Raw genomic sequence first — 22,948 nt, 5'->3', positions numbered from 1 at the left:
ATCCTTACACTGTCCCTGTCTAACTCAGGAAGAGATCCAAGATGGCCCAGGCCCTGCTGCATCATAAGACCTACCAACATGCCGATCCCCGAGATTGGGTGGTACTGGTGCACGGCGCCGGTGGCAGCGCCAATATATGGTTTAAACAGCTCAGGGCCTATCGGGAGAAGTACAACCTGCTTCTGCTGGATCTTCGCGGACACGGCAACAGCCAAACCATGTTCGAGGGGTTGATGGAGGGGAGGTACAGCTTCAAGTCGGTCACGGAGGATGTGGTGCACTTGCTTGACCATCTCCAGATCCGGCGCGCCCACTTCGTTGGGATCTCCCTAGGCACCATCATCATCCGTACCCTGGCCCAGTTACAGCCGCAGCGGGTGCAATCCATGGTGCTGGGAGGCGCCGTCACCCGGATGAACAAGCTCTCCCAACTGATGATCAAAACCGGCCACCTGCTTAAGGATATCCTGCCCTATATGTGGCTCTATCGCCTGTTTGCCCGCATCATCATGCCCCAACGGGCCCAGGCCCCCTCCCGCAACCTCTTTATCCGTGAGGCCAAGAAGCTGTGTCAGAAGGAGTTCAAGCGCTGGTTCCGGCTCGCCGGCGAAGTGAATCCCCTGATGCGTTTCTACAACGAACGGGAGTTGCCGATCCCGACCCTCTACATCATGGGGGAGAATGACCACATGTTCCTGAAGCCGGTCAAGGCGCTGACCCAGCGACATCGCCGGGCCCGACTCAGTGTCATTGAGGACTGCGGCCATGTTTGTAACGTCGAGCGAGCCGAAGCCTTCAACACCCTGTCGCTGGATTTCCTTCGCCGTCACAGCCGTCACCGTCCTGACTGAGAGCCTCGCACTCAAGCCCCGTGAGTCGGCCGCGCGCCCTAGAGTGGCCATAGAGATCACAGATAAGTCGCCCCCCGGGTAACGCCCCTCTGGCTTAACGACAAGTCTCATCCCCTCTCTTCACACTCTGGTGCGCCTGCTGTACAGCTTCGCTTTATCGCCATCCGCTAACGGTTTATTCAGCGCCTGGCACCTGCACAATCCCCCGCTATTTGGCGCTATGCCTGGCAACAAGTGATTAGCTTGGCCGACGCGGCGCATGAAAGGGGCGTCAGCGCAGTGACGGTTCAGGGCTCCACAGGGTGGATCTGGTAAGCGGCAACTTCCTTGCCAATATCCACGCTCCGCTTGAACGCGTCACGCTGCTTCAACATTTCTAAATAGGCACGTGTTTGCGGTTTAAACTCCCTGTCCAAGCCCAATCGCTCGGCCAAGAACAGGGCATAACCCACGGCAATATCGGCAATGGTGAACTTATCGGCCACCAGGTAATCATGATGTTCCAACCGTTGATTCACTCGCTTCAGCCTGGCCAAAAACCAAATTTTATAATCGTCAACGGCTTGAGGAATGCGACGTGCCTCCGCTTCAAATTGCGAGTAGCGCAGGACAACCGTCAGGGGGAAGGTCAGGGTGGCATCACTGTGGAACAGCCAGTTGAGGTAGTGTCCATACTCCGGATGGTCCCTCGTGACAGAGAAATCATGTTGGTCATACTTTTCAGCCAGGTACAACAACATGGCGCTGGACTCCGTCAGAGTCGTCGCCCCATCCCGAAGGAAAGGTACCGTGCCTAACGGATTGAGGGCCAGGTAATCCCTGGAGAGAACGCGGGGAGGAAAGGGCAGATTATGGAGCTTGAACTTTATCCCCATCTCCTCCATCGCCCAAAGTGCCCGCAGCGATCGAGTCTGATGGGCATGCCAAAATTCAATTGTCATGATGATTCCAGTGCATCCATGCGATAGGAAGATAAAATAAGATATTAATGTGGTTTTTAATAGCCATTAAGAATATCGGGATAGTCGTCCACTCCAGCGGATTTCCTTCACTAGATAGCCGATCCTAGATCTGCTCCACGTCTTTATAAGTCCAAGAGCCTCCGGCTCTTAGGAATTAGGCCCTAGATCCGAGTTCCTAACAACGCCGTTCCCCACCGTGCCCAGCAATCTCCGAGTCAGTCGGCGTGCAACACAGTTTGGAACCGCTATTTAGGCTCAAAGCCGGGATATACCGGCTTCCCCTCCGGCTGCAATGTCGGACTGTCACCGCGCCGCTATTTCAGCAAGGGGCCCAAACGCAGTAACGCGGCCCTAAGGCCGCGTTACTGATTATCAGGGGGGGTGCCCCGACTCAACCACCGAAGTCATCCAACAGGATGTTCTCATCCTCGACGCCGAGATCCTTGAGCATGTTGATCACCGCCGCATTCATCATCGGCGGCCCACACATGTAGAACTCGCAATCTTCCGGCGCCTTGTGGTTCTTCAGGTACTTCTCCAGCAACACCGTATGGATAAAGCCGGTGTATCCCTCCCAGTTGTCCTCGGGCTGGGGATCAGACAGCGCCACATGCCACTGGAAGTTCTCGTTTTCCGCCGCCAGGCCATCGAAATCCTCCTGGTAGAAGATCTCCCGCTTGGAGCGCGCGCCATACCAGAAGCTCATGGTGCGCTTGGACTTGAGTCGCTTGAGCTGGTCGAAGATGTGACTGCGCATCGGCGCCATCCCTGCCCCACCTCCGACAAACACCATCTCGGCATCGGTCTCTTTGGCGAAGAACTCACCGAAGGGACCGGAGATAATCACCTTGTCGCCGGCTTTGAGGTTGAAGATGTAGGAGGACATCTGCCCCGGTGGCACCTTCATCCCCGGCGGCGGGGTGGCGATCCGCACGTTGAGCATGATGATCCCCTTCTCCTCGGGGTAGCTGGCCATGGAGTAGGCACGAATGATCTCCTCGTTCACCTCAGACTTGAGATCGAACAGGCCGAAATTCTCCCAGTCATCCCGGTACTCGGCAGGAATGTCGAAATCGCTGTAGTTCACCTTATGGGGCGGCGCCTCGATCTGGATGTAACCGCCGGCCTTGAAGGGGACCTCCTCCCCCTCCGGGATCCTCAACTTGAGCTCCTTGATGAAGGTGGCCTGGTTGTCGTTGGAGATCACCTCGCACTCCCACTTCTTAACCCCGAACACCTCCTCGTCCAGCTCGATCTTCATATCCTGCTTCACGGCCACCTGGCAGGCCAGTCGGACCCCCTCACGGGCTTCCTTCTTGCTGATGTGGTCCAGCTCGGTGGGCAGGATATCGCCGCCCCCTTCATGGACCTTACAGCGACACTGGCCACAGGTTCCACCGCCACCACAGGCGGAGGAGATAAATACGCCATGACCCGCCAGGGCCCCGAGCAGTTTATCGCCCGGCGACGTGGTGAACCCCTTGGCCGGATCTTCGTTGATGGCAATAGTGACGTTACCGCTGGGCACCAGCTGGCTCTTGGCCACCAGGATCACCGCCACCAGCAGGCTGACGATGAGGGTAAACATGCCTACGCCGATAATGATTTCCATCGACTCTTCCTTACGCTGTTATCGTTTTACAGGGTGATACCGGAGAAGGACATGAAGCCCAACGCCATCAGCCCGGTCGTAATAAAGGTGATGCCGATCCCCTGTAGCCCTTCCGGGATCTTGTGGAACTTCATCCGTTCACGCATCCCCGCCAGCAGGGCAATCGCCAGGGCCCAGCCGACGCCGGAGCCGGCAGCGAACACCACCGAGTCCAGCAAACCGTAATCGCGGTTGGCCATGAAGATCACGCCGCCAAAGATCGCGCAGTTCACCGTCAGCAGCGGTAGGAAGATCCCCAACGCGTTGTAAAGTGCCGGCAGGAAACGATCCAGTACCATCTCAAGGATCTGCACCATAGCGGCGATCACCCCGATAAAGGTGATCAACTGCAGGTAGCTGAGATCCAACTCTGGGAAGCCGGCCCAAGCCAGAGCGCCCGGCTTGAGCACGTAGGTATAGATAATCTGGTTCAGCGGGACCGCCAGGGTCATCACCACGATGACCGCGACCCCCAGCCCCAGCGAGGTGGAGACCTTCTTGGAGACCGCCAGAAAGGTGCACATCCCCAGGAAGAAGGCCAGTGCCATGTTGTCGATAAAGACAGCCTGAATAAACAGGGTCAGATAGTATTCCATCGGTTATCCCTTACGTTTCTGCACCACGTTAATCCCCCAGATCATGAAACCGATCAGGAAGAAGGCGCTGGGAGGCAGCAAGAACAGTTCGTTGGCCAGGTACCAGCCGTCATTCGCCTGGGTCGGCAGGATCTCGACACCAAACAGGGTGCCGGCCCCGAGCAACTCACGGACGAACGCCACGGAGCAGAGGATCACGCCATAACCCAGGGCGTTACCCAGACCGTCGACCACCGCCATCAAGGGGGTGCTCTTCATGGCGAACGCTTCCGCCCGGCCCATCACGATGCAGTTGGTGATGATCAGACCCACGAACACCGACAGCTGACGCGCGATCTCCGGCGCCAAGTCCTGCATCACCATATCCACCACGATCACCAGGGAGGCGATCACCGTCATCTGGGCGATGATCCGCACACTGTTGGGGATCGCCTTGCGGATCAGCGAAATGATCAGGTTGGAGAAGATCAGTACAAAGGTCACCGCCGCCGTCATCACCACGGCGTTGGTCATGGAGTTGGTCACCGCCAGGGCGGAACACACCCCCAGTACCTGCATGGCCACCGGGTTGTTGGCGAAGATCGGGGTGCGCAGTACCTCATTCATGGAGGGGTTTTGACTACTCATCTTATCTTCCTCATCCCTTGTTCATCTCTGACAGCTGCTGGAGGTAGGGTCCGAAGCCCTCATTACCGACCCAGAACTGAACCGCACGCTCGACACCACGACCACTCATGGTGGCCCCACTGATGCCGTCGACACCGTAGAGGTCACCGGGTTTGGCACCGCCACGAACCACGCTGATCACCACTTTGCCACTGTCGTTATAGAGCTGCTTACCCTGCCACTGACTCTGCCAGGCGGGATCATCGAGAAAATCACCGATCCCCGGGGTTTCGCCATGCTCATAGACGTAGAGACCCCGGATCGTGGAGAGATCCTCCTCCAGGGCGATGTAGCCGAAGATGACTGACCACAGTCCCTTGCCGTGGAACGGCAGCACCACGCCATCAAAGTTGCCAGCCTCATCGAGAATCGTGAAGGCACGACCCTGGTCAGCCCGACGGCCAATGCGAGCACTGTCCTTCTTCGGTTTGCTTGAGGTCTGAGGGTTGGCCGCGGCCATGTTGGGGTCAAACGTCATGGGGTCGATCTCGCCGTTCACCTCACCTCTGTCCAGATTGATGATCTGCGGCTGGATCCGGCGTTCAAACAGGCCGTCAATATCCCCGCCGCGATGATCACCGAAACCGGCGGCCATCAACACCGAGTGTTTCATTCGTGCCAGCTCTTTGGCTTTGGCGCGCTCCTTCAGACCCGCGGCGGTGCCGGTGATCATCAGCGAGCAAAAAATGCACAGGCAGGCGATGAAGAGGAAGGTGCCCGGCACTGAATCCTTGTTATACCGCATTACGGGCGAGCCTCCGTTTGATGTTGGCGCGGGCGACGAAATAGTCCATCAGGGGTGACCAGAGGTTGGCAAAGAGGATGGCCAGCATGATCCCTTCGATATGATCGGCGTTCACCACACGGATCATCACCACCATGAAACCGATCAGCAGGCCATAGGCCCATTTTGCGGTGCGGGTATAGGGCGCGGTGGTGGGATCGGTCGCTAGGAACATCATCCCCAGGGCAAAGCCGCCGGTAACCAGGTGCCAGGTCCAGGGCATCTGGTAGAGCACGTTCTTGTCGTCGCCGATCAGGTTAAACAGGGTCGCAGTGGCGATCATACCGATCAGCACTGCGGCCACGATGCGCCAGTCAGCCAGGCGGCAAAGCAGCAGCAGGCCACCGCACAGCATAATAAGCAGGGTGCTGGTTTCACCGATGGCGCCAGTATCCAGGCCCAGGAAGGCATCCCACCAGTGGCTGTCCGAGAACACGCTGTACCAAGTTACCCCTTCAAAGGCCCCCTTGCTGTTCAGCGCCTCCAGGGTGATGGGCGACTTGGCCCCCTCCACCGCCAGGTAGATCCCGTCGCCGCTCATTACCGTCGGGTAGGCGAAAGTGAGAAACGCCAGGCCGATCAAGGCGGGATTGAGCAGGTTGTAGCCCATGCCACCAAAGATCTGCTTGCCCACCACCACGGCAAAGGACATGCCGATCGCCACCAGCCAGAGGGGGATGGTGACCGGCAGCATCAGGGCAAACAGGATAGCCACCACCAGGTGCCCCTCCTGTACCGACTCGTTGCGCAGGCGGGAGAAGATCATGTCCCACACCAGGCCGACGAAGAAGGCGACAAAGAAGATGGGGAACACAAAGCTGGCGCCATAAAACAACCAGGCGATGAAACCGGAATCGACGGTCAGGCCGCCGGTGAGCCCGTTAAACAGGGCAAGTTGCCAGACATCCGGCGTAGCCAGGCCATCGGCCAGGGCGTTGTGGGCATGCCAGCCCTGTATCACCATGGCAAAGAAGAGGATGGGCAGCAGGCAGAGCCAGATCATCGACTGGCTGCGCTTCACATCCATCAGATCCCGGACCGCAACGCTGCCCCGGGTGCGCTGACCGTCCGCCAGCAGTAAGACCTTGAGATCGGCCATCAGGGTTCGAAACAGCATCCTCAGCCCTCCTTCTCGATAAGATCCAGACAGGCGCGCAGTTCGGCGCCGTAGTCATACTTGCCCGGGCAGGCAAAGGTGAATAGGGCGAGATCTTCCTCATCCAGCTCCAACGCCCCAAGCAGTTGGGCCTCGTCTGTATCCCGGGTCACCAGATCCCGCAACAGCAGGGTCGGCTCGAGATCCAGCGGACTGAGGTCATCGAAGCGTCCGTAAGCCATGATCGGCCGATTGATCCCGCCGGAATCGGTGGTCATATCGTACGCTTTCGGACGTGACAGCAGGGTGGTGATGGAACGGTAGAGGGAGAAGCGTTTTCGGCCCTGGCCGATCCAGCCGAAGCTGCGACGGTTGTAGCCCTCCTTGAGCACCGTAACCTGGTTATGGAACCGGCCAAGGAAACCGTGCGGGCCGGTGGCGTGATGACTGGAGAGGATGGAACCGGAAAGGACGCGGTTATTGCCCTCGATCAACTCACCCTCGGTAATGGAGGCGATGTCGGCCCCCAAACAGGTGTGGATCAGTCGTGGGCGCGCCACCTGGGGGCCGGTAAGGGCGATCACCCTGTCGGTGTATAGCTCACCCGTCTTGAACAACTTGCCGACGGCAATCACGTCCTGGTAGCCGATATGCCACACCTGCCGCTGCAGGCTCACCGGCAGCAGTTTGTGGATATGTGTGCCGACCAAGCCCGCGGGGTGTGGCCCGAAAAATCCGTGGCACTCGACGCCCTCGATAGCCGACTCCAGCACTGGACCTTCGCCACCATGACAAAGGTAAACAGCACCGTCTGTCAGATGGGTAAGCAGTTCCAGGCCATAGCGAAATGCCGCCATCTCCGGCGCAATAATAAGACGGGGATCCGCCGCCAGGGGCGCGGTATCCATCACACTGACGAAGATCCCAGCCGGGACCGAGCCAGGTTCGGGAACCCGGGAGAAGGGACGGGTCCTCAGCGCGGTCCACAAACCGCTCTCCTGCAGCAGATGTTGAATTGAGTCCCGGTTCAGCTGGCTGGGGGGGGAGAAGTGAATGGCGTCATCACCCTCTACGGCAATAACCACCGATTGCAGCACACGCCGATCACCCCGGTGGATGGCATGGATACGGCCGGCAGCGGGGGCGGTGTGGGTCACACCGGGACGCTTCTTGTCCTGGAAGAGTCCCTGGCCCTTCTTCACCCAGTCCCCCACCTCAACCAGCATGGAGGGCTTCATCCCCTTATGTTCCTCACCCAGGACCCCGACAAACTGGGGGCTCCGGTGACCGTCGAGACTAGGATCGGGTTGCCCAATGATGGGAATGTCCAAACCTTTTTCTATTTTTATCATGACGTTATCGCGACTCAACACGGTAGTGACGTTGGCAGCCTGCCAACGTCATTGAATGGCTTGTGCAGCAAGGCAGATCATTCCCTGCCGCCGCCCAACTATAACCATAAGCTATGGATAAATAACTCGATTACGGTCACAGTATTCGGATTGACTTTGACCTATGCCACTGTGTTATTTGTCATTTCCGGACTTAACCCCGGTAATTTTATTTCAATGACAGCGCGCTGCGCTCAATGCTCGATATCGCACCGCTCACGGACGTCACCACCCCGGTAACGGCGGGGACCACTGGCACCTTGACGCCCTGTCGTCAGAGCCGAAGAACCGGAATTATGCCGGGTCCCACAGCAGGTCACTCATAATAATGACGGAGATTCACAGTGACGTTTCTCAGCCTAGACTCTGGCTCAGGCAGGTGCCAACTAAGCCCTTGAGCGAGAGGCATTCTCGCCTAACGGAGCAGTCACAGTGACGTTGTTGTCAGTGGTTTTCAGGTTTGGCAACAACGGTATCGGGCCGACGTGCAAACGGCGAGGCCCCAATGACCCCGCGATCGTGCAGGACGCCCAAGGTTTAGGGCGTCGTTTAAGGCAGGAGATAGGAAAGCGTCACTCGTCGATGCCGATGATCTGACCCTCATCATCGATGTCGATGTTGAGGTAGGCCGGGCGCTCAGACAGCCCCGGCATGGTCATGACGTTGCCGGTCAGCGCGTAGATAAAGCCAGCGCCGGCACAGAGCCGCAAAGCACGAACCGGCACCGTAAAGCCACTGGGCGCCCCCTTGAGTCCAGGGTCATGGCTGATGGAGGCGGGGGTCTTCGCCATACACAGCGGCAGGTGACCAAAGCCCAGTGTTGTCAGGGACGCCAGGTCAGACTCGGCGCTCTGTGACAGGGCTATCCCCTCGCCACCATAACCGGCCTGGGCCAAGGTGGTCAGCTTGGTGGTCAGATCCGCATCGACGTCATAAAGATACTTAAACTCCGCCGGCTGCCCCAGGGCCTGCAGCACCCGCTCGGCCAGCTGCTCGGCGCCGGCACCACCCCGGCTGAAGGCATCGGAGATCGCCACGCTCGCCCCCAGCGCCTGCACCCGACGAGCAAGCCACTCAAGCTCCTCATCAGTGTCTTGCGGAAAGCGATTGATCGCCACCACCGTCGGGATGCCGTACCCTTTAACATTGTTGATGTGCCACTCCAGGTTGGCAAAACCCGCTTCCAGCGCTGCCGTGTCCGGGGCAAAGATCGCTTCCGGCATAGGCTGGCCAGGACGCAGATCGTACTTGTCGCTGTTGGCCTTGAGGCCACGCAGTGTGGCCACCACCACGGCAGCATCCGGATGACGTTCCGCGGCCCGGGCTTTGATGTTGCACGCTTTTTCAAACCCCATGTCGGAGCCGAAGCCCCCCTCGGTCACCACCACATCCGCCAGCCTCAACGCCATACGGTCGGCGATGATGGAGGAGTTACCATGGGCGATGTTGGCAAAGGGACCTGCGTGGACCAGGGTCGGCACCCCCTCCAGGGTCTGCATCAGGTTCGGCTGGGCTGCGTCACGCAGGATCGCCGCCATCGCCCCGGCAACCCCGATATCCTCGGCGCTGACCGGCTCACCGCTGTGGCGGTAGGCCAGTACCACCCGGCCAAGACGACGGCGCAGATCGGCCAGATCCTTCGCCAACGCCAGGATTGCCATCAGTTCGGAGGCGGCAGTAATATCGAAACCACTCTCCCGCTCCAACCCATTGGCACTGGAGCCCGGGGCGTTGTGGCCGATGGTGATCTTACGCAGAGTGCGATCATTGATATCCACCACCCGGTTCCAGACGATCCGTTCCGGGTCGATATCCAGTCTCGGCAGGCCAGTTTTGGGCTCGAAGGCGTCCCCCAGTTTCTGTTCGTGGAACGCCCGGGCATCGATGGCCGCCGCCGCCAGGTTATGCGCTGCGGAAACCGCGTGGATATCACCGGTCAGGTGCAGGTTCAACTCCTCCATCGGTGCCACCTGGCTGTAGCCGCCACCGGCAGCGCCCCCCTTGACGCCGAATACCGGACCCATGGAGGGTTGGCGGATGCAGGCCATGGCACGCTGACCCACTCGCTTGAGCCCCTGGGCCAAACCTATGGTGGTCACCGTCTTGCCCTCACCCAGGGGAGTCGGCGTGATGGCAGTCACCAGCACCAGCTTGCCCTGGGGCGCATCGGCCAGTCGATCCAGCAAAGAGAAGCGGATCTTCGCCTTGTGCTCACCATAGGGGATCAACTCTTCGGGCAGGATCCCCGCCTGTTCGGCAATGGTCTGGATCGGCTGCAGTTTGGCCTGGCGGGAGAGGGTCAGATCGGATCTCATAATGGGCACTTCCTTTGACAAGAGGGCGATAACAGGAGGGTCGGTTCGCCAAAATCGGTCAAAAGTGTATCGCAATCACCCCGCCGGACCGACAGCAAGAGGGAGAAACCTCGCCGCCATCACGCTTTCGGGCGATGAACCCGGCTCACAAGGTTGCCACCCCAGGATCACGGGCGTAAGGTTTGCGGACACAACAGAAACAGACAGTGAGCGCCCCATGGCTTACGACCACCCCGTTGAACTCACCTCCGCCACCGATCTCGCGGCAATGATCACCGACACCTGTGCACGCTTCGCGGATAAGCCCGCGTTTAGCGCCCTGGGTAAGTCCCTCACCTTCACCGAGGTCGAGCGGTTCAGCGGTGCCCTGGCCGCCTATTTTCAGCATCACACTGAGCTTGAGCCTGGCGATCGCATCGCCCTGTGCCTGCCCAACCTGATGCAGCTCCCTATTGCCGCTTACGCCGCACTGCGTGCCGGATTGGTGATCGTCAACACCAGTCCCCTTTACACCGCCGATGAGATGGCTCACCAGTGGCAGGACAGCGGTGCCAAGGCGCTGGTGATCTATGGCGATCTCGCCGCCACCGCGGCCAAGGCACTGTCCCAAACCCAGATCCGCCATGTGATGACCACCTCGGCGAAGGACTTTCACCAGCCACAGCCGGCCAGCGACGCCATCGACGGCGCCCTGAGTCTGATGGCGTGTTGGGAACAGGCACTGGCCGAATCGCTGCCCCTGCAGACGCCCACCATAGCGCCAAGCCAGCTCGCGGCGCTGCAGTACACCGGTGGAACCACCGGCGTCGCCAAGGGTGCCATGCTGAGCCACGCCAACCTGCTGGCCAACGCGCGCCAGGTCCTGGCTAGGCTGGGAGATACCTGCCGCCAGGGAGAGGAGATCTTCATTGTTCCCCTGCCCCTTTACCATATCTATGCCTTTACGGTGAACCTGATCACCTTCTTCGCCCGGGGCAGCCTCAACGTGTTGATCCCGAATCCGCGGGACCTGCCGGGCTTCGTGGAACAGATCAAACCCTTCCGCTTTACCGGCATGGCCGGACTCAACACCCTGTTCGTCGGTTTATGTCGATTGGAGGCCTTCCGGCAGCTGGACTTCAGCGCCCTCAAGTTAACCATCTCCGGTGGCACCGCCCTGACCTCGGTGGCTGCCGACGTGTGGCACAAAACCACCGGATGCCTCATTGCCGAAGGGTACGGTCTCTCCGAGGCCTCCCCGGTGGTGTGCCTGAACCCCATCGACCAGGTTCGCCTTGGCACCATAGGGCCGGCACTGATCGATACTGAAGTGAAACTGATTAATGACGACGGCACCACCGCCCGCCACGAGGGAGAGCTGTGTTTGCGCGGCCCCCAGGTGATGGCAGGGTACTGGAACATGCCGGAGGAGACCGCCACGGTCCTCGACCAGGAGGGCTGGCTGCGCACCGGGGATATCGCCACCATCAATGATGACGGCTACATCACCATCGTCGACCGCAAGAAAGACGTGATCCTGGTGTCCGGCTTTAACGTCTACCCCAATGAGGTGGAAGATGTGCTTACTCAGGCCCCGGGGGTGCTGGAGGCTGCGGTGGTGGGAGAACCGGATCGCCACAGTGACGAGAAGGTGGTGGCCTACCTGGTGACCGAGGGGGAGATGGACATACCGGCTTTACGGGCATTTTGCCGAACAAAGCTGGCGGGCTTTAAGATCCCCCGCAAGTTCGTTCAGATGCAAAGCCTGCCCAAGACGGCGGTTGGAAAGATCCTACGCCGGGCCCTGAGACACTGAATCCGGGTTCTAGGTTCGAGTTCCTGGTTCCTGGGCGCGAGTTCCTATGAGCGGAAGGTTACGAGCAGTTAGCGACGGGAGCCGCGGTTCTAGCAACTAGGAACTCCCGCCGAGGAACTCCGATCTAGGTGCGCCGATTGGGGGGATCCCGCACGACCAGGGTCTGGCTGAGTTTGTCATGCCAGCCCTGCTTGCGGGGATCCCAGGCGATCCAGAACAAGCCGAGAAACAGCGGCAGGGTGGCGATGTAGTAGCCCAGGTAGCGGACAACCAGCTGGCGCTTAGTGGGTGTACCGCCACCATCGGCATTGACAATGCGCAGCCGAAGTAACGATTTACCCGGTGTGGCTGAGCGCTGAACCCAGAAGATGATCACGGCGATGGCGGGCAGCAGGTAGCTGACGGCCTTGGCCAACAGCGACGATTGCGCCAGGGATTGACCAAACACCAGGGTGATGCCCGGCGTCAAAACGGCCATCAGCAGTAAGGTATCGATCACCCCCGCCAACAACCGTAACCAGAACCCGCCATACTGCATAACTGCCTCACGACTACGGCGAAACCTCAACTATAGCCTGGGGCGGGCCCAAGCGGGATACTCTCTACTCTTCCCCGCTACGGACAAACTCCAACAACAGGGTTTCATCCCGCCACCACTGCAGCCGCTCCCCCTCTAACAGAGTTCGGTTCGCCTCGGCAAAGTGGCGCATCAACGCCTGCTCCTGCTCCATCAGCGCCGGCTGACAGGCCATCAGAGTCATCCCCGCGGGGGTGAGACTCAACGCCTGACCCGCGGCTACCGGCTCGGCGAAATACTGGTTACAGCCGGAGTTTCCCTCCGCCTTTGCGCGGTCCAAAGTCAGCTCCAGGTAGGGTGGACGCCCCCCGAACAGGTCGTGGATCCTTTCCACCCCCTTGAGGTAGGTCAGCGAGTATTCACCGCTGAGCGGTAGCCACTGACTCAGGGGCGCGGCCCGGTACCCCTCCAGCACCACCCGCTCGCCGGCGAGGATCTGCAGCCGGTCGTAATGGATCCGGTAACCGTTGGCGGAGGCCAGCGCCGAGGTAAGCGCCTGCTCCGCGCTGGCCAGCGGTTCCGGGCAGCCTTTGCGGGTGCTGATCACGGGCCCAAAGGGCTCACCCGGCTCCGGCCACGACCCGCTGAATCGATTGCAGCCTAGATCGGCGCTGAGCTGTCCCGACTCGATGGTTAAATAGGGTGTCGTTGGCGGCCCTATGAAAGTCTCGCCATTGACACTGCTGACGATCCATTGCCCCTCGTAGGGCGATGGAGCACTCTCACCGGTGAGACTACAACCGGTCAGTCCAAGGGCCACTGTCGCCAAGGCGGCGATTACTCTTTGGGATAGGGACACCTTCATTCTCCTGATTTCACTTCTACCCGTTACTGCAAGCCTAACCCATCTGTGTTGGATCATATTCTCAAATACATGAGTGAGAACCTATCACCCCGGGACGAGCAGCTAGCTGCAATAGTAAAAACAGAAAGGGCCCCGAAGGGCCCTTTTTTGACAGTATTTAGAAGTACTTAGAACTTCTGGGTGTAGGTCAACAAGTAAGTGCGACCGTACAAGCTGTACAGAGCGGAGTCATAGGTCAGGTTGCTATCCAAGCGCGGATCTTCATCGGTGATATTCCGAACCGCTGCAGTGATACTTCCGTTCCACGGACCGCTGTAGGTGTAAGTAAAGTCGTAAGTAGTATAAGAAGCGATGTGACCGCTAGACTCGAACGTTTCGTTGTCTGTCTTCTCATACTGACTATCGATGTGCTGAGTCTGAATGGCTGCATAGTGGTCACCGCGCTGCCAGTCAACGGTCCAGGTGAAGCGATACTCGGGCAGCCCATTACGGCCAACCATATCGTTGACCGGGCCATCAAAGTACTCGGGAGAGTTGTAGTTCAACACCCAAGTCAAATCGAAGTTGGTACCGAAATCCCCGACAGAGGTTTCCGCCCCGCGATAAGCAATGTTGAAATCGATACCATCGGTATCAAATCCATTGCCGTTCACCAGCGGCGTAGTTGCCTCAAGGATGCGGCCATCCGGGTTATCACCCGCGCGCAGGATCTGCCCACCGTTTGAGATGTTGCCATAACCACGGTTAGCCTCTTCGACCAACATGGAGTCGAGGGAGATGAAGGTGATGACGTCATCAATCTTCAGGTTGTAGTACTCAACCTTAGTGCTCAACTTGTCGGTGATGTCCCAGATCCAGCCCACGTTGTAGAAATCGGAGGTTTCAGCTTCCAAGTCTTCATTGGCGGTCCGAGTAACGTCGTACTGCCCCTGTGCACACTCCTCACGAGAAACACCCGTCACTTCACAATAGTGATAATCGGTGGCGTAATCAGCGCTGAAAGAGTCCGCAGCGTACAGGTCAGACAGCGCCGGCGCGCGGAAACCCTGACCCCAGGAGCCACGCAATACCATGCCGTCCATAACCTGGTAGCGCAGCGCGACTTTGGGTGCAACGTTGCTACCAAAGTCCGAATAATCGTCGTAGCGCAGAGCCAGGTTCAGTTCCAGAGAATCCAGCAAGGGAATCGAGGATTCAGCAAACACCGCCCACACATCACGATCACCGCCCGAACCGTTACCAGACGAACCAATAACTTCACCGTTGGCGGACTCCTTGTCGACCTGAGCCTCATAGATGTATTCGGAGTACTCAGCGCCAACATACCAGCCGATATCCCCAGCTGGCAGAGAGCCCGCAACAAAGCTGGTACCAAAGCTCACGTTATGGAAATCCATAGTGTCCTGGGCCAGGACATCGTGACTGATGGCAGCCACCACATCGTCGGAGTTACCCTCGGAGCCGAACTTAAAGTCGCCGGACTTAACCAGGGCCTCAACGGTCGGGCGATGAACGTAACCCTCCCCGAAGTTTTTGTTCTCCTGCTTGTTGTAGTGGTAGGTGAAATCCCAGTCAAAGGCATCGTGGGTCCCCGTCAGAGACAGCTGGATGTCGGTGGACCAATCAATGGTCGTAGAGTCACGGGTACCTACATCGGTAAAGCGGTAGTAAACGCGGCCAGCGTTTTGGTTGGTGCTGGTACCGAGGAAATTGCCATCGACCCAGTTCTGAATCTCAACTTGACCCGCATCGACATTGAACCAGCCGGCGGCAGGAGCATAGCGCCCGAAAGTCTCGTTCCGCGCCATCATTACCTGAGTATTGAAGGCGATTTCATCGCTTAAGTAATACTCACCATTGAAATAACCCGCGGTGTATTGACGGGAGGCGTGGTCGGCCGCTTCAGAGGTGTAGTCGTAACCACATGCGTAATCGCCCAAGCCAAGATCGTAGATGTGGCCACCGCCGACCATTTTGTCGTTGTTACATGCTTCCATTGGACTGAAGGCAAATGTGGTCATGTCCAGGAAGTTACGAGCGTAGAGAGATACACCCGTTGTATCGGCATAATTGGGAGCCAGCACATTGGTTGAGCTGGAGAACCAACGATCACGTTGGTAGATAATGGCGCGGTCTTGATGCTCAATGGAGAATGTCGCGCTTCCCTTGTCATTGGCAATACCGCCAACAACGCTGGCTTTCCACTCTTCCCCACCCGGCTGATAGGTATCTGTGCCGGTGATGGACATCTCAAGTCCTTCGTAACCCTTTTTCAGAATGATGTTGACCACACCGGCCACAGCATCCGAACCATAGACAGCGGAAGCCCCATCGGTCAGAACTTCGATGCGTTCAACAGCGGCGGTGGGAATGGTATTAAGGTTGACGGCTGAACCGCCCATGGTGGGGGAGCCCGGCATACGCTTGCCGTTGAGTAGGACCAGGGTACGGTCAGCACCGGCACCACGCAGAGAAACGTTTGCCTGACTCTGCCAAGTGCTGCCGGAAGACTCAGAGAAAGAACCGAAAGTGTTGAGGTTACTTTGACGCAAAATATCGGAAACCGACATCTCGCCAGTGTTCAGCATATCTTCAGCGCTGATAACGGAAACCGGAGAGGCTCCCTCCATGTCCGTACGTTTAATGCGCGAACCTGTCACCTCAATACGTTCAACATCCGCGCCCTCTTCCGCAAGCGCTGTGCCGGCGCCGGCAAAAGCCATCGCTCCGAGGGTACTGAATAGCAATCCTTGGCGTACCGCTTTGGATACAGAAGATTCCATAGCCATTGTTATATTCTCCCTTAGTGCCTGCCTAACCCGGGGTAAGCATCAACAGGCCATCATCATTTCGTTATTTTTCCCTACCGGAATGCCACAAGACATTCACATCCAGATACTCTATGCATACAAAGTTTATGTCAACTAAGTTATTGTTTTTATTGTGTTATAATTGTAAACTTGCCGTTAAATGGCTCACTTGTGAGATGGCATCGCTGGGGAGTTATTAACTTGTGATGCGCATTTGTCGCAAAGTTATGCAGCACCAGAATGTTGATTTGTTGTTACTGGGCGAGTTCACTGCTTAGGGCAAAAAAAAACGCAACAAAAAAGGCAGCGAATGCTGCCTTTTTATTCAGGAGAAAGATCAGAATCGGTAGCTGATCTTGGTAAAGAGGTAGCGACCCATCACGTCGTACACTTCCGGCGTGGTGTAAACGTCGCTGTAGCTTGGGTGGTACTTTGGCGTCTCATCAAGCAGGTTGTTAATCCCGATGGTCCAGTCGACACCACGGTTGAAATTCCGGGTATAGGAGACGTTGTGGTAGAAGGCCGACGGCACTTCGAACTCCGGCGTCCCCAGGTCCCTCATCTCACCGATGTGGCGCATCTGGTAGTTGAAGCTCCACTTATCCGCGCGAACAGAGAGGTGAACGTTCTGGCGCCATTCGGCGTAGCCGCCGTTCATGCCGCTGATGGTACCGGTGTAATCGATGCCATCCTCTTCGAAGGTCAACAGACGGGTGATATCCCAGTTCAGTCGCCAGTCATGGCCGCCATAGACCCAGTTGTACTGGAAGTTCACATCGACACCGTCAGTTTCCTGGTAGCCCGCGTTCACCAGGGGTGCGTAGAACTCCATGATCTCGCCAGTGATCTGGTTACGGGTGATATCCAGGGTGTCACAGGCGCCGCCGTTACCCTCGAAATAGCAGGCGTTCAGGTAGGCCTGACGGTCGATACGGGTGATGGCGTTTTCTACCTCGAACTTCCAGTAATCCACGGTCATGGAGAAACCGTCAAGGGCCGCAGGACTGATAACAATCCCCGCCGTGTAGGTATCGGCCTCTTCAGGCTGCAGATCCCCATCGGTGTTCCAGATCACCTCGATTTGGCCGTCTTTCTGCTCATACTCCACCGGCGTGTTGTCGCCCCAACCGATGCTGGCGCACTGCTGTGCCAGGACACTGCCATCACTGTGACTCACGCCGGAGCAGGGATCTGTGAGGTAATCAAACGACCCCACGTTGCCGGCATACAGCTCGGAGATGCTGGGAGCGCGGAAGGCGGTAGAAGCCACACCACGCAACATCACTTCGTCGCTCACTCGCCAGGTCAAGCCTGCCTTCCAGGTCAGGTCTGAGCCGAAGGTACTGTAATCAAACCAGCGTACGGCCGCCTCCACGGTCACCTCTTCGGCAAAGCGCTTGCCCGATACCAGGGGGATGGAGAACTCGGCGTACACCGCAGTGGTGTCGTAGCTGCCTGCCGTGGGATCCTGCTGCGACTGCGAGGAGTCACCAGCCTGGGTTACCGGATCCGGGTTGAACCAGCCCTTCTCCTTGCGGTGCTCGGCGCCGGCGGCAAAAGCCACGCTGCCCGCGGGCAGATCAAAAAGTTCACCGGTGAGGTTAGCGGCGATGATCTGCATCTCGTTGCCGCCGTCGGACTTGTCGTTGTACATCACGTCGGACAGGATGGCATCGCTCAAGGGGTCACCGGAGAACCAGTCAAAGGCGTTATCGTAGATGGAGTCAATAACCCGGTTTCTGATCGCCAGGTTGTTGGCCCAGGACTCCGCTTCGTTGCGGCCGAAGGTGTAGGAGATGTCCCAGTCAAGACCGCGGCCGATATCCAGGAAGCCCTCGAAGCCTGCCACCACGCGGTAGGTATCCACCGTCTGCTCATAACCCCGGGGGCCGGCATCGGTCATACGGCGTTTGTACACCACGGTATCCACATCGTTACCCCAGGGGCCCACATAACCGCTGCGTCGCTCCAGCTCGGCGGTGTCCAGGAACAGCCCGGTCACCGGTGCCGCGGCCAGCTGCTGGCTAGAGTCCCGTCGAGAGTACAAACCCTCGGCGAAGAAGCCCACGTTGTCGCTCAGCTCGTAGTTGAAGTTTGCATTGAAGCCGAAACGCTCCTGAGGGGTGCTCAGGTAGGAGTCCGGAACATAGTTATAAAACTCATCCTGCGCTTTCCAGTCCCCATTACCATCTGGCGTCATGGCACCACTGCCCCAGTCGATCACACCGCTACCGATGGTGGAGCTCCAGCCGCCACAGTTGCCATTAGGGCCACAGTTGGACCAAAAACGGTCATCCTGGAACACATCGCCGCGGTTAACGTAGGAGGCGCCAACCGTCAGGTTACCGCGATCAAAGTTGGTACCCCAGAGTGCACTGATCTCATAAGTTTCGCCGTCGCCCTTGTCGGAGATACCCGCCTGGGCATCCAGCTGGAACCCTTCGAAGTCGCGCTTGGTGATGATGTTGACCACCCCGGCGATGGCGTCGGAACCGTAGACTGCGGACGCGCCGTCTTTCAAGACCTCGATGCGCTCAATGATGGAGACAGGGATGGTATTGAGATCGACGGAAGCATCGGCGCCGGTACCTGAGACCACCATACGGCGGCCGTTAACCAGCACCAGGGTACGGGCTTCACCCATACCGCGCAGGTCAACCCGGGCCGCACCCCGGCCACCGTTGTTGGTTGCCGCGCCCGTGGCCGCGCCGGCGGAGGCGGTGGTTTCCTGCAGGATCTGCTCGACGGAGGTGTAGGAGCCAGCCGCGATCTGATCCGCACCGATAACATTGACCGGACTGGCGGTCTCCATGTCACTGCGCTTGATTCGGGAGCCGGTGACGTTGATCCGTTCAACCTTTCCGGTGGCCGCGGCGGCGTCCTGTGCCACGGCCGGTGCCACTGCGGTGATGGATGCGACTGAGCCCGCCGCCAATGCAAACTTAACGGCCCGGGCTATGCTCGATGGGTACTTCATCCTAACTCCCTCCTAGATTTCTAATCGTGATTGGATGCGCCTGATTTTCGCGAAAATATCCGCGTATGTTGTTTTGGCGCTACGACGAAGATACTGAGTTAGCGAAGGATTATGCACAATGGTCATTTTATTATGCATTTGTTGCATGTCAGTAATAATGACGAGACTGCACACACGGACTAAGCGAAGGGAAGGTTACACACTCGACACAAACGCCACGCCGACAACACACTCGACCAGCATCAACCGGACAAGACAGCATCTTTCACTGGCCCTACCTGTTAACAGCCACCCGACACAAATTGCCAATAATGTGACCTTAATCACGCTTTTTGCGCCTATGAGGCAAGTGTCGCTCGTCTGTTGGAGCAGCTTTGTTATACCCAATTGCGGCGAAACAGAGCATTTTACCGTTCGCCCTAGGATTAGAGGCGGAAGATACGCCAGCGCTCCGTCCCTGCCGTAAAGCGGGCCGAAGCACAACCGGCAAAAAACAAAAAATCGGGAAGCGAATGCTTCCCGATCTGTCGGAACCCCCAATTACCCCTGGGTTGCTAACCTGGTGTCGCGCAGATCAGCTCTGGGCGGCGATCCAGCGGTTGATCTTCGCCTCAAGTACCGCCATCGGTAGCGAGCCCGAGGTCAACACCTGATTGTGGAACGCCTTGATATCAAACCCCTCACCCAGAGCGCGCTCGGCTTTATCGCGCAGCGCCATGATAGTGAGCTGGCCAATCTTGTAGGAGAGCGCCTGGCCGGGGATCGCCATGTAACGCTCCACCTCCGCGATCACGTCCGACTCGGCCATGGGGCTGTTGTCCAACATGTACTGGATCGCCTGCTCCCGACTCCAGCCCTGAGCGTGCAAACCGGTATCCACCACCAGGCGCATCGCCCGAAGCATCTCATCTGACAGCTTGCCAAAGTACTGGTAGGGGTCGTTAAACAGGCCCATCTCAATGCCAAGCACCTCGGCGTAAAGCGCCCACCCCTCCTCGAACGCGGTGTAACCGCCGAATCTCTGGAAGCTCGGCACGCCATCCAGTTCCTGCTTGAGGGCGATCTGGAAATGGTGACCCGGTGCCGCCTCATGCAAAGAGAGCGTGGTCATGCCCCATTTCGGCTGTGCCTTGAGGTTGTAAGTGTTGATGTAGAACACCCCGGGCCGGGATCCGTCCGGTGCGGGTGCCTGGTAGCTGGCCCCGGCGGCGGAGCGCTCTCGGAACGGCTCCACGGGACGGACTTCGTAGTCCGCCTCGGGCATCACGTCGAAATAGGCAGGCAGTACCCCGTTGATACGGGCCTTCAGGCCCTCGTAGCCATCCACCAACGCCTGCTTATCCTCGAAAAAGAACTGAGGATCGCTCCCCAGGTAGTCGAAAAAGGCACTCAGATCGCCCTCGAAACCCACCTGATCTCGCACCTGGTCCATCTCGGCCCGGATCCGTGCCACCTCCTTGAGGCCCAGACGGTGGATCTCCGCGACCGGCATCTCCGTGGTGGTGTGGTAGTTTGCCAGGTGCTGATACCAGGCAGCGCCGTTGGGCAGGCCTCCCCAGCCGTGGCTGGCCCGGCTCTTACCGAGGTAAGTCTCGCTGAAGTAGTCATGCAGTTTGACCAGGGCCGGACGCAGCTCCTGCTCAAGCACCGCCATGTAGCGCTCGGCCAGGGCCGCCGTTTCAGCCTCTGAGAGATCACTGGGCAGCGACGCCAAGGGGTTGGCGAAGGGGCTGTCGCTCATGGGCTGTTCAATCTGGCTTGCCAACTGGGGAATGATCCGCTGCACCAGAACGCGCGGCAGTACCACCTTGGAGCGTGCGCCCTCCTCCATCCGCTCAATGGCGCTTTCGGACCACTGGATAAATCCTCGGATCCGGCTGATGAAGTTATCGTAGTCCTCCACCGTATTGAAGGGTTGCGCCCCCTCACCACTGCCGAGCTGCACCAGAGTGATCACCGGGCTGTAAAACTGGTTAATCGGCAAAAAACGGCTGGGATAGGTTTCATCCACCAGGGCCATCTCCAGCTCATAGCGCAGCACGTCACGGCTCAGGCGCTGTGATTCACTCAGCGCCCCCTCCGGCAACGTGGCCACTTCGGCGAGGTATTGCCGATTCATCTCATGCCGCGCCTTGAGGTAGGCGTCGGTCAGGTCGTTGCCAAACTGGTCATTGTATTGCGGGCGGCCGACGTAGGTGCCGTAGATGGGGTTCAACTCGATGTAATCATCGAAGTAGGCCTCCGCCACCGCATCGAAATCCGCCGGGCTTTCCTGATTGCTGGCGGGCTCTGAGTCACTGCACCCCAACAGCAGCGAGGTGCAGAACAGGGCAATTAAGGGTTTCATCTTTGTCATCCTTTACCATCAAAAAAGCCCCGACAAGCGGGGCCTTTTTCATCGGGTGGCACTCAGAGTGCCACCCCCTTACGATCGGCGGTTTCCTTGATGTAGGAGATCCAACCTTTCGCGGTTTTGGCCGTACCTGAGTCTTTCGACGCGGCGATGGCGGCCCGGTGCGCGGCTTTGTATTCGCCGAGATAGAAGTGGGCCTGAGCCAGCAGCATCTGGGCTTCGCCCCGATCCTTGAGCCCTTCGCCATCCATCGCTTTGCGAACTGCCGTCTTAGCGGCACCGAACTGCTCCAGCTCCATCAACAAACCGGCCTGTCGCATGTAGTAGCGACTGCTGTTGTTGATGGCGGCAGCCTGACCGTAGTAATCCACGGCCTTGTCGATCTCCTTCGCCTGGTGGTAGGTGTTAGCCAGCATAGAGAGCGTGCTTTCATCCTTATCCACCAGCCCACTCTTCAGGTACTCCTCCTGAATCAGGGCGCTACGATGGGGGATCTCGTTCTGGGCGTAGAGCTGGGCCAGCATCTTGAACTCACTGGCACTCTCCAGGTAACCCTTTCGGTAGGCGATATCCATGGTGTAGAGAGACTTCTTATAGTCTTCCGCCAACATGTACATCTGTGCCAACTGGATCCAGTGACGACGCTCCTGCGGGAACAGACGAGCAATATCTTCGGCGATCTTAGCTGCCTTGGGATACTGCTTGCTCTCGTAGTACGCCGCCATCTTCAGGCTGTAGGGGCCCTTATTCGGGCTGGTCTGCAGCTTGATGGCCTTATCGGCCAGGGATAGCGTTTCCGGGTACTTTTTCAGCTCGAACTTGGCGCTGGCCATGCGCAGGTAGACATTGGTGTCCTCCTGACAGGAGAACTTCATCCACTGCTCATAGTACTTAAGCGCTTCGTTAAAGTTACGCTCTGCGATGTTGAGATCGCCCAGAAGACGCAGGGTGTTGGCGTGATCCGTTCCACCGAGCTGGTCGATGTCCACTGCAATCTTCAGGTGTTTCAGGGCCGTCTTCGCATGCCCCTCTTTACCTGCGTACAGTGAGCCGATCATTCGGGAGACATACGCCTTATCGAACTCACCGCTGGGGTCAATCTCCAACAGCTCGCCCAGGGCGGCATCGACCTGATCTTCTGCGTACAGCTCATAGGCTCTTTGCACCTTGCGGCCAACACGTTCCGACACGACACGGGTTTTACGCGTATCGATTTCGCACTGTTCAGCCGCATAGGACGCCGGGGCGTACAGTGCGGTGCCAAGTACGGACATCAGAACCGCAGACAGTAGTGTGGTCTTGCTTTTCATGTTCACCTC

Annotated in this window: 16 protein-coding genes; 2 read left to right on the top strand and 14 right to left on the bottom strand. The window is 58.2% G+C overall.

Translation table 11 applies throughout. The features are described 5' to 3' along the window. The first annotated feature begins 41 nt into the window (after window positions 1–41). Entirely contained in the window at window positions 42–851 is an 810-nt protein-coding gene (locus ABD997_RS14745) for an alpha/beta fold hydrolase (protein ID WP_345317883.1), read from the top strand. A gap of 287 nt (window positions 852–1,138) precedes the next feature. Here ABD997_RS14745 and ABD997_RS14740 read toward each other — a convergent pair whose 3' ends face one another. From ABD997_RS14740 to ABD997_RS14705, 8 genes are all read right to left on the bottom strand, one after another. After that, a complete protein-coding gene (locus ABD997_RS14740; RefSeq protein ID WP_345317882.1) occupies window positions 1,139–1,792 on the bottom strand; it encodes a glutathione S-transferase family protein in 654 nt (217 codons plus the stop codon). A gap of 412 nt (window positions 1,793–2,204) precedes the next feature. Continuing rightward, window positions 2,205–3,425, bottom strand: coding sequence for an NADH:ubiquinone reductase (Na(+)-transporting) subunit F (gene nqrF / locus ABD997_RS14735; protein ID WP_345317881.1), 1,221 nt, complete (start codon window positions 3,423–3,425; stop codon window positions 2,205–2,207). Between the two features lie 26 nt (window positions 3,426–3,451). Further along, window positions 3,452–4,060, bottom strand: a complete 609-nt coding sequence (nqrE, locus tag ABD997_RS14730) for an NADH:ubiquinone reductase (Na(+)-transporting) subunit E (RefSeq protein WP_345317880.1) — start codon at window positions 4,058–4,060, stop codon at window positions 3,452–3,454. Window positions 4,061–4,063: 3 nt separating this feature from the next. Continuing rightward, window positions 4,064–4,687, bottom strand: a complete 624-nt coding sequence (locus tag ABD997_RS14725; RefSeq protein ID WP_345317879.1) for an NADH:ubiquinone reductase (Na(+)-transporting) subunit D — start codon at window positions 4,685–4,687, stop codon at window positions 4,064–4,066. Between the two features lie 10 nt (window positions 4,688–4,697). Continuing rightward, on the bottom strand, window positions 4,698–5,471 hold the full coding sequence (gene nqrC, locus ABD997_RS14720; RefSeq protein WP_345317878.1) for an NADH:ubiquinone reductase (Na(+)-transporting) subunit C: 774 nt from the start codon (window positions 5,469–5,471) through the stop codon (window positions 4,698–4,700). Further along, window positions 5,461–6,627, bottom strand: a complete 1,167-nt coding sequence (locus ABD997_RS14715) for an NADH:ubiquinone reductase (Na(+)-transporting) subunit B (protein WP_345317877.1) — start codon at window positions 6,625–6,627, stop codon at window positions 5,461–5,463. The genes nqrC and ABD997_RS14715 overlap by 11 nt, the downstream gene beginning before the upstream one ends. A 2-nt stretch (window positions 6,628–6,629) precedes the next feature. Then, a complete protein-coding gene (locus tag ABD997_RS14710; RefSeq protein WP_425557081.1) occupies window positions 6,630–7,979 on the bottom strand; it encodes a Na(+)-translocating NADH-quinone reductase subunit A in 1,350 nt (449 codons plus the stop codon). Window positions 7,980–8,569: 590 nt separating this feature from the next. Then, complete coding sequence (locus ABD997_RS14705) at window positions 8,570–10,312, bottom strand: formate--tetrahydrofolate ligase (RefSeq protein WP_345317875.1); 1,743 nt, start codon at window positions 10,310–10,312, stop codon at window positions 8,570–8,572. A 217-nt stretch (window positions 10,313–10,529) separates the two neighbouring features. On the opposite strand from ABD997_RS14705, the gene ABD997_RS14700 reads away from it, so the two are divergent. Continuing rightward, complete coding sequence (locus tag ABD997_RS14700; protein ID WP_345317874.1) at window positions 10,530–12,107, top strand: AMP-binding protein; 1,578 nt, start codon at window positions 10,530–10,532, stop codon at window positions 12,105–12,107. Window positions 12,108–12,231: 124 nt separating this feature from the next. Here the strand turns inward: ABD997_RS14700 and ABD997_RS14695 are convergent, their stop codons facing one another. From ABD997_RS14695 to ABD997_RS14670, 6 genes are all read right to left on the bottom strand, one after another. Beyond that, the gene (locus ABD997_RS14695) at window positions 12,232–12,645 is read right to left on the bottom strand and encodes an RDD family protein (RefSeq protein WP_345317873.1); all 414 of its coding nucleotides are present in this window, start codon (window positions 12,643–12,645) and stop codon (window positions 12,232–12,234) included. Between the two features lie 64 nt (window positions 12,646–12,709). Further along, window positions 12,710–13,483: an META domain-containing protein gene (locus ABD997_RS14690; protein ID WP_345317872.1), complete on the bottom strand. Its 774-nt coding sequence runs from the start codon at window positions 13,481–13,483 to the stop codon at window positions 12,710–12,712. Between the two features lie 173 nt (window positions 13,484–13,656). Continuing rightward, window positions 13,657–16,278 (bottom strand): TonB-dependent receptor plug domain-containing protein, encoded by a 2,622-nt coding sequence (locus tag ABD997_RS14685; protein WP_345317871.1) that lies wholly within the window; start codon window positions 16,276–16,278, stop codon window positions 13,657–13,659. Window positions 16,279–16,636: 358 nt separating this feature from the next. Further along, complete coding sequence (locus ABD997_RS14680; RefSeq protein ID WP_345317870.1) at window positions 16,637–19,276, bottom strand: TonB-dependent receptor plug domain-containing protein; 2,640 nt, start codon at window positions 19,274–19,276, stop codon at window positions 16,637–16,639. A gap of 574 nt (window positions 19,277–19,850) precedes the next feature. Further along, the gene (locus ABD997_RS14675; RefSeq protein ID WP_345317869.1) at window positions 19,851–21,623 is read right to left on the bottom strand and encodes a DUF885 domain-containing protein; all 1,773 of its coding nucleotides are present in this window, start codon (window positions 21,621–21,623) and stop codon (window positions 19,851–19,853) included. Between the two features lie 62 nt (window positions 21,624–21,685). Then, window positions 21,686–22,939, bottom strand: a complete 1,254-nt coding sequence (locus tag ABD997_RS14670; RefSeq protein WP_345317868.1) for a tetratricopeptide repeat protein — start codon at window positions 22,937–22,939, stop codon at window positions 21,686–21,688. Between the last annotated feature and the right edge of the window lie 9 nt (window positions 22,940–22,948).

This window comes from Ferrimonas gelatinilytica, from assembly GCF_039544205.1.
In the GTDB taxonomy this organism is placed as follows: Bacteria; Pseudomonadota; Gammaproteobacteria; order Enterobacterales; family Shewanellaceae; genus Ferrimonas; species Ferrimonas gelatinilytica.
The sequence above is the reverse complement of the archived record's forward strand: the minus strand, read 5'-3'. Positions and strand labels throughout refer to the sequence as shown.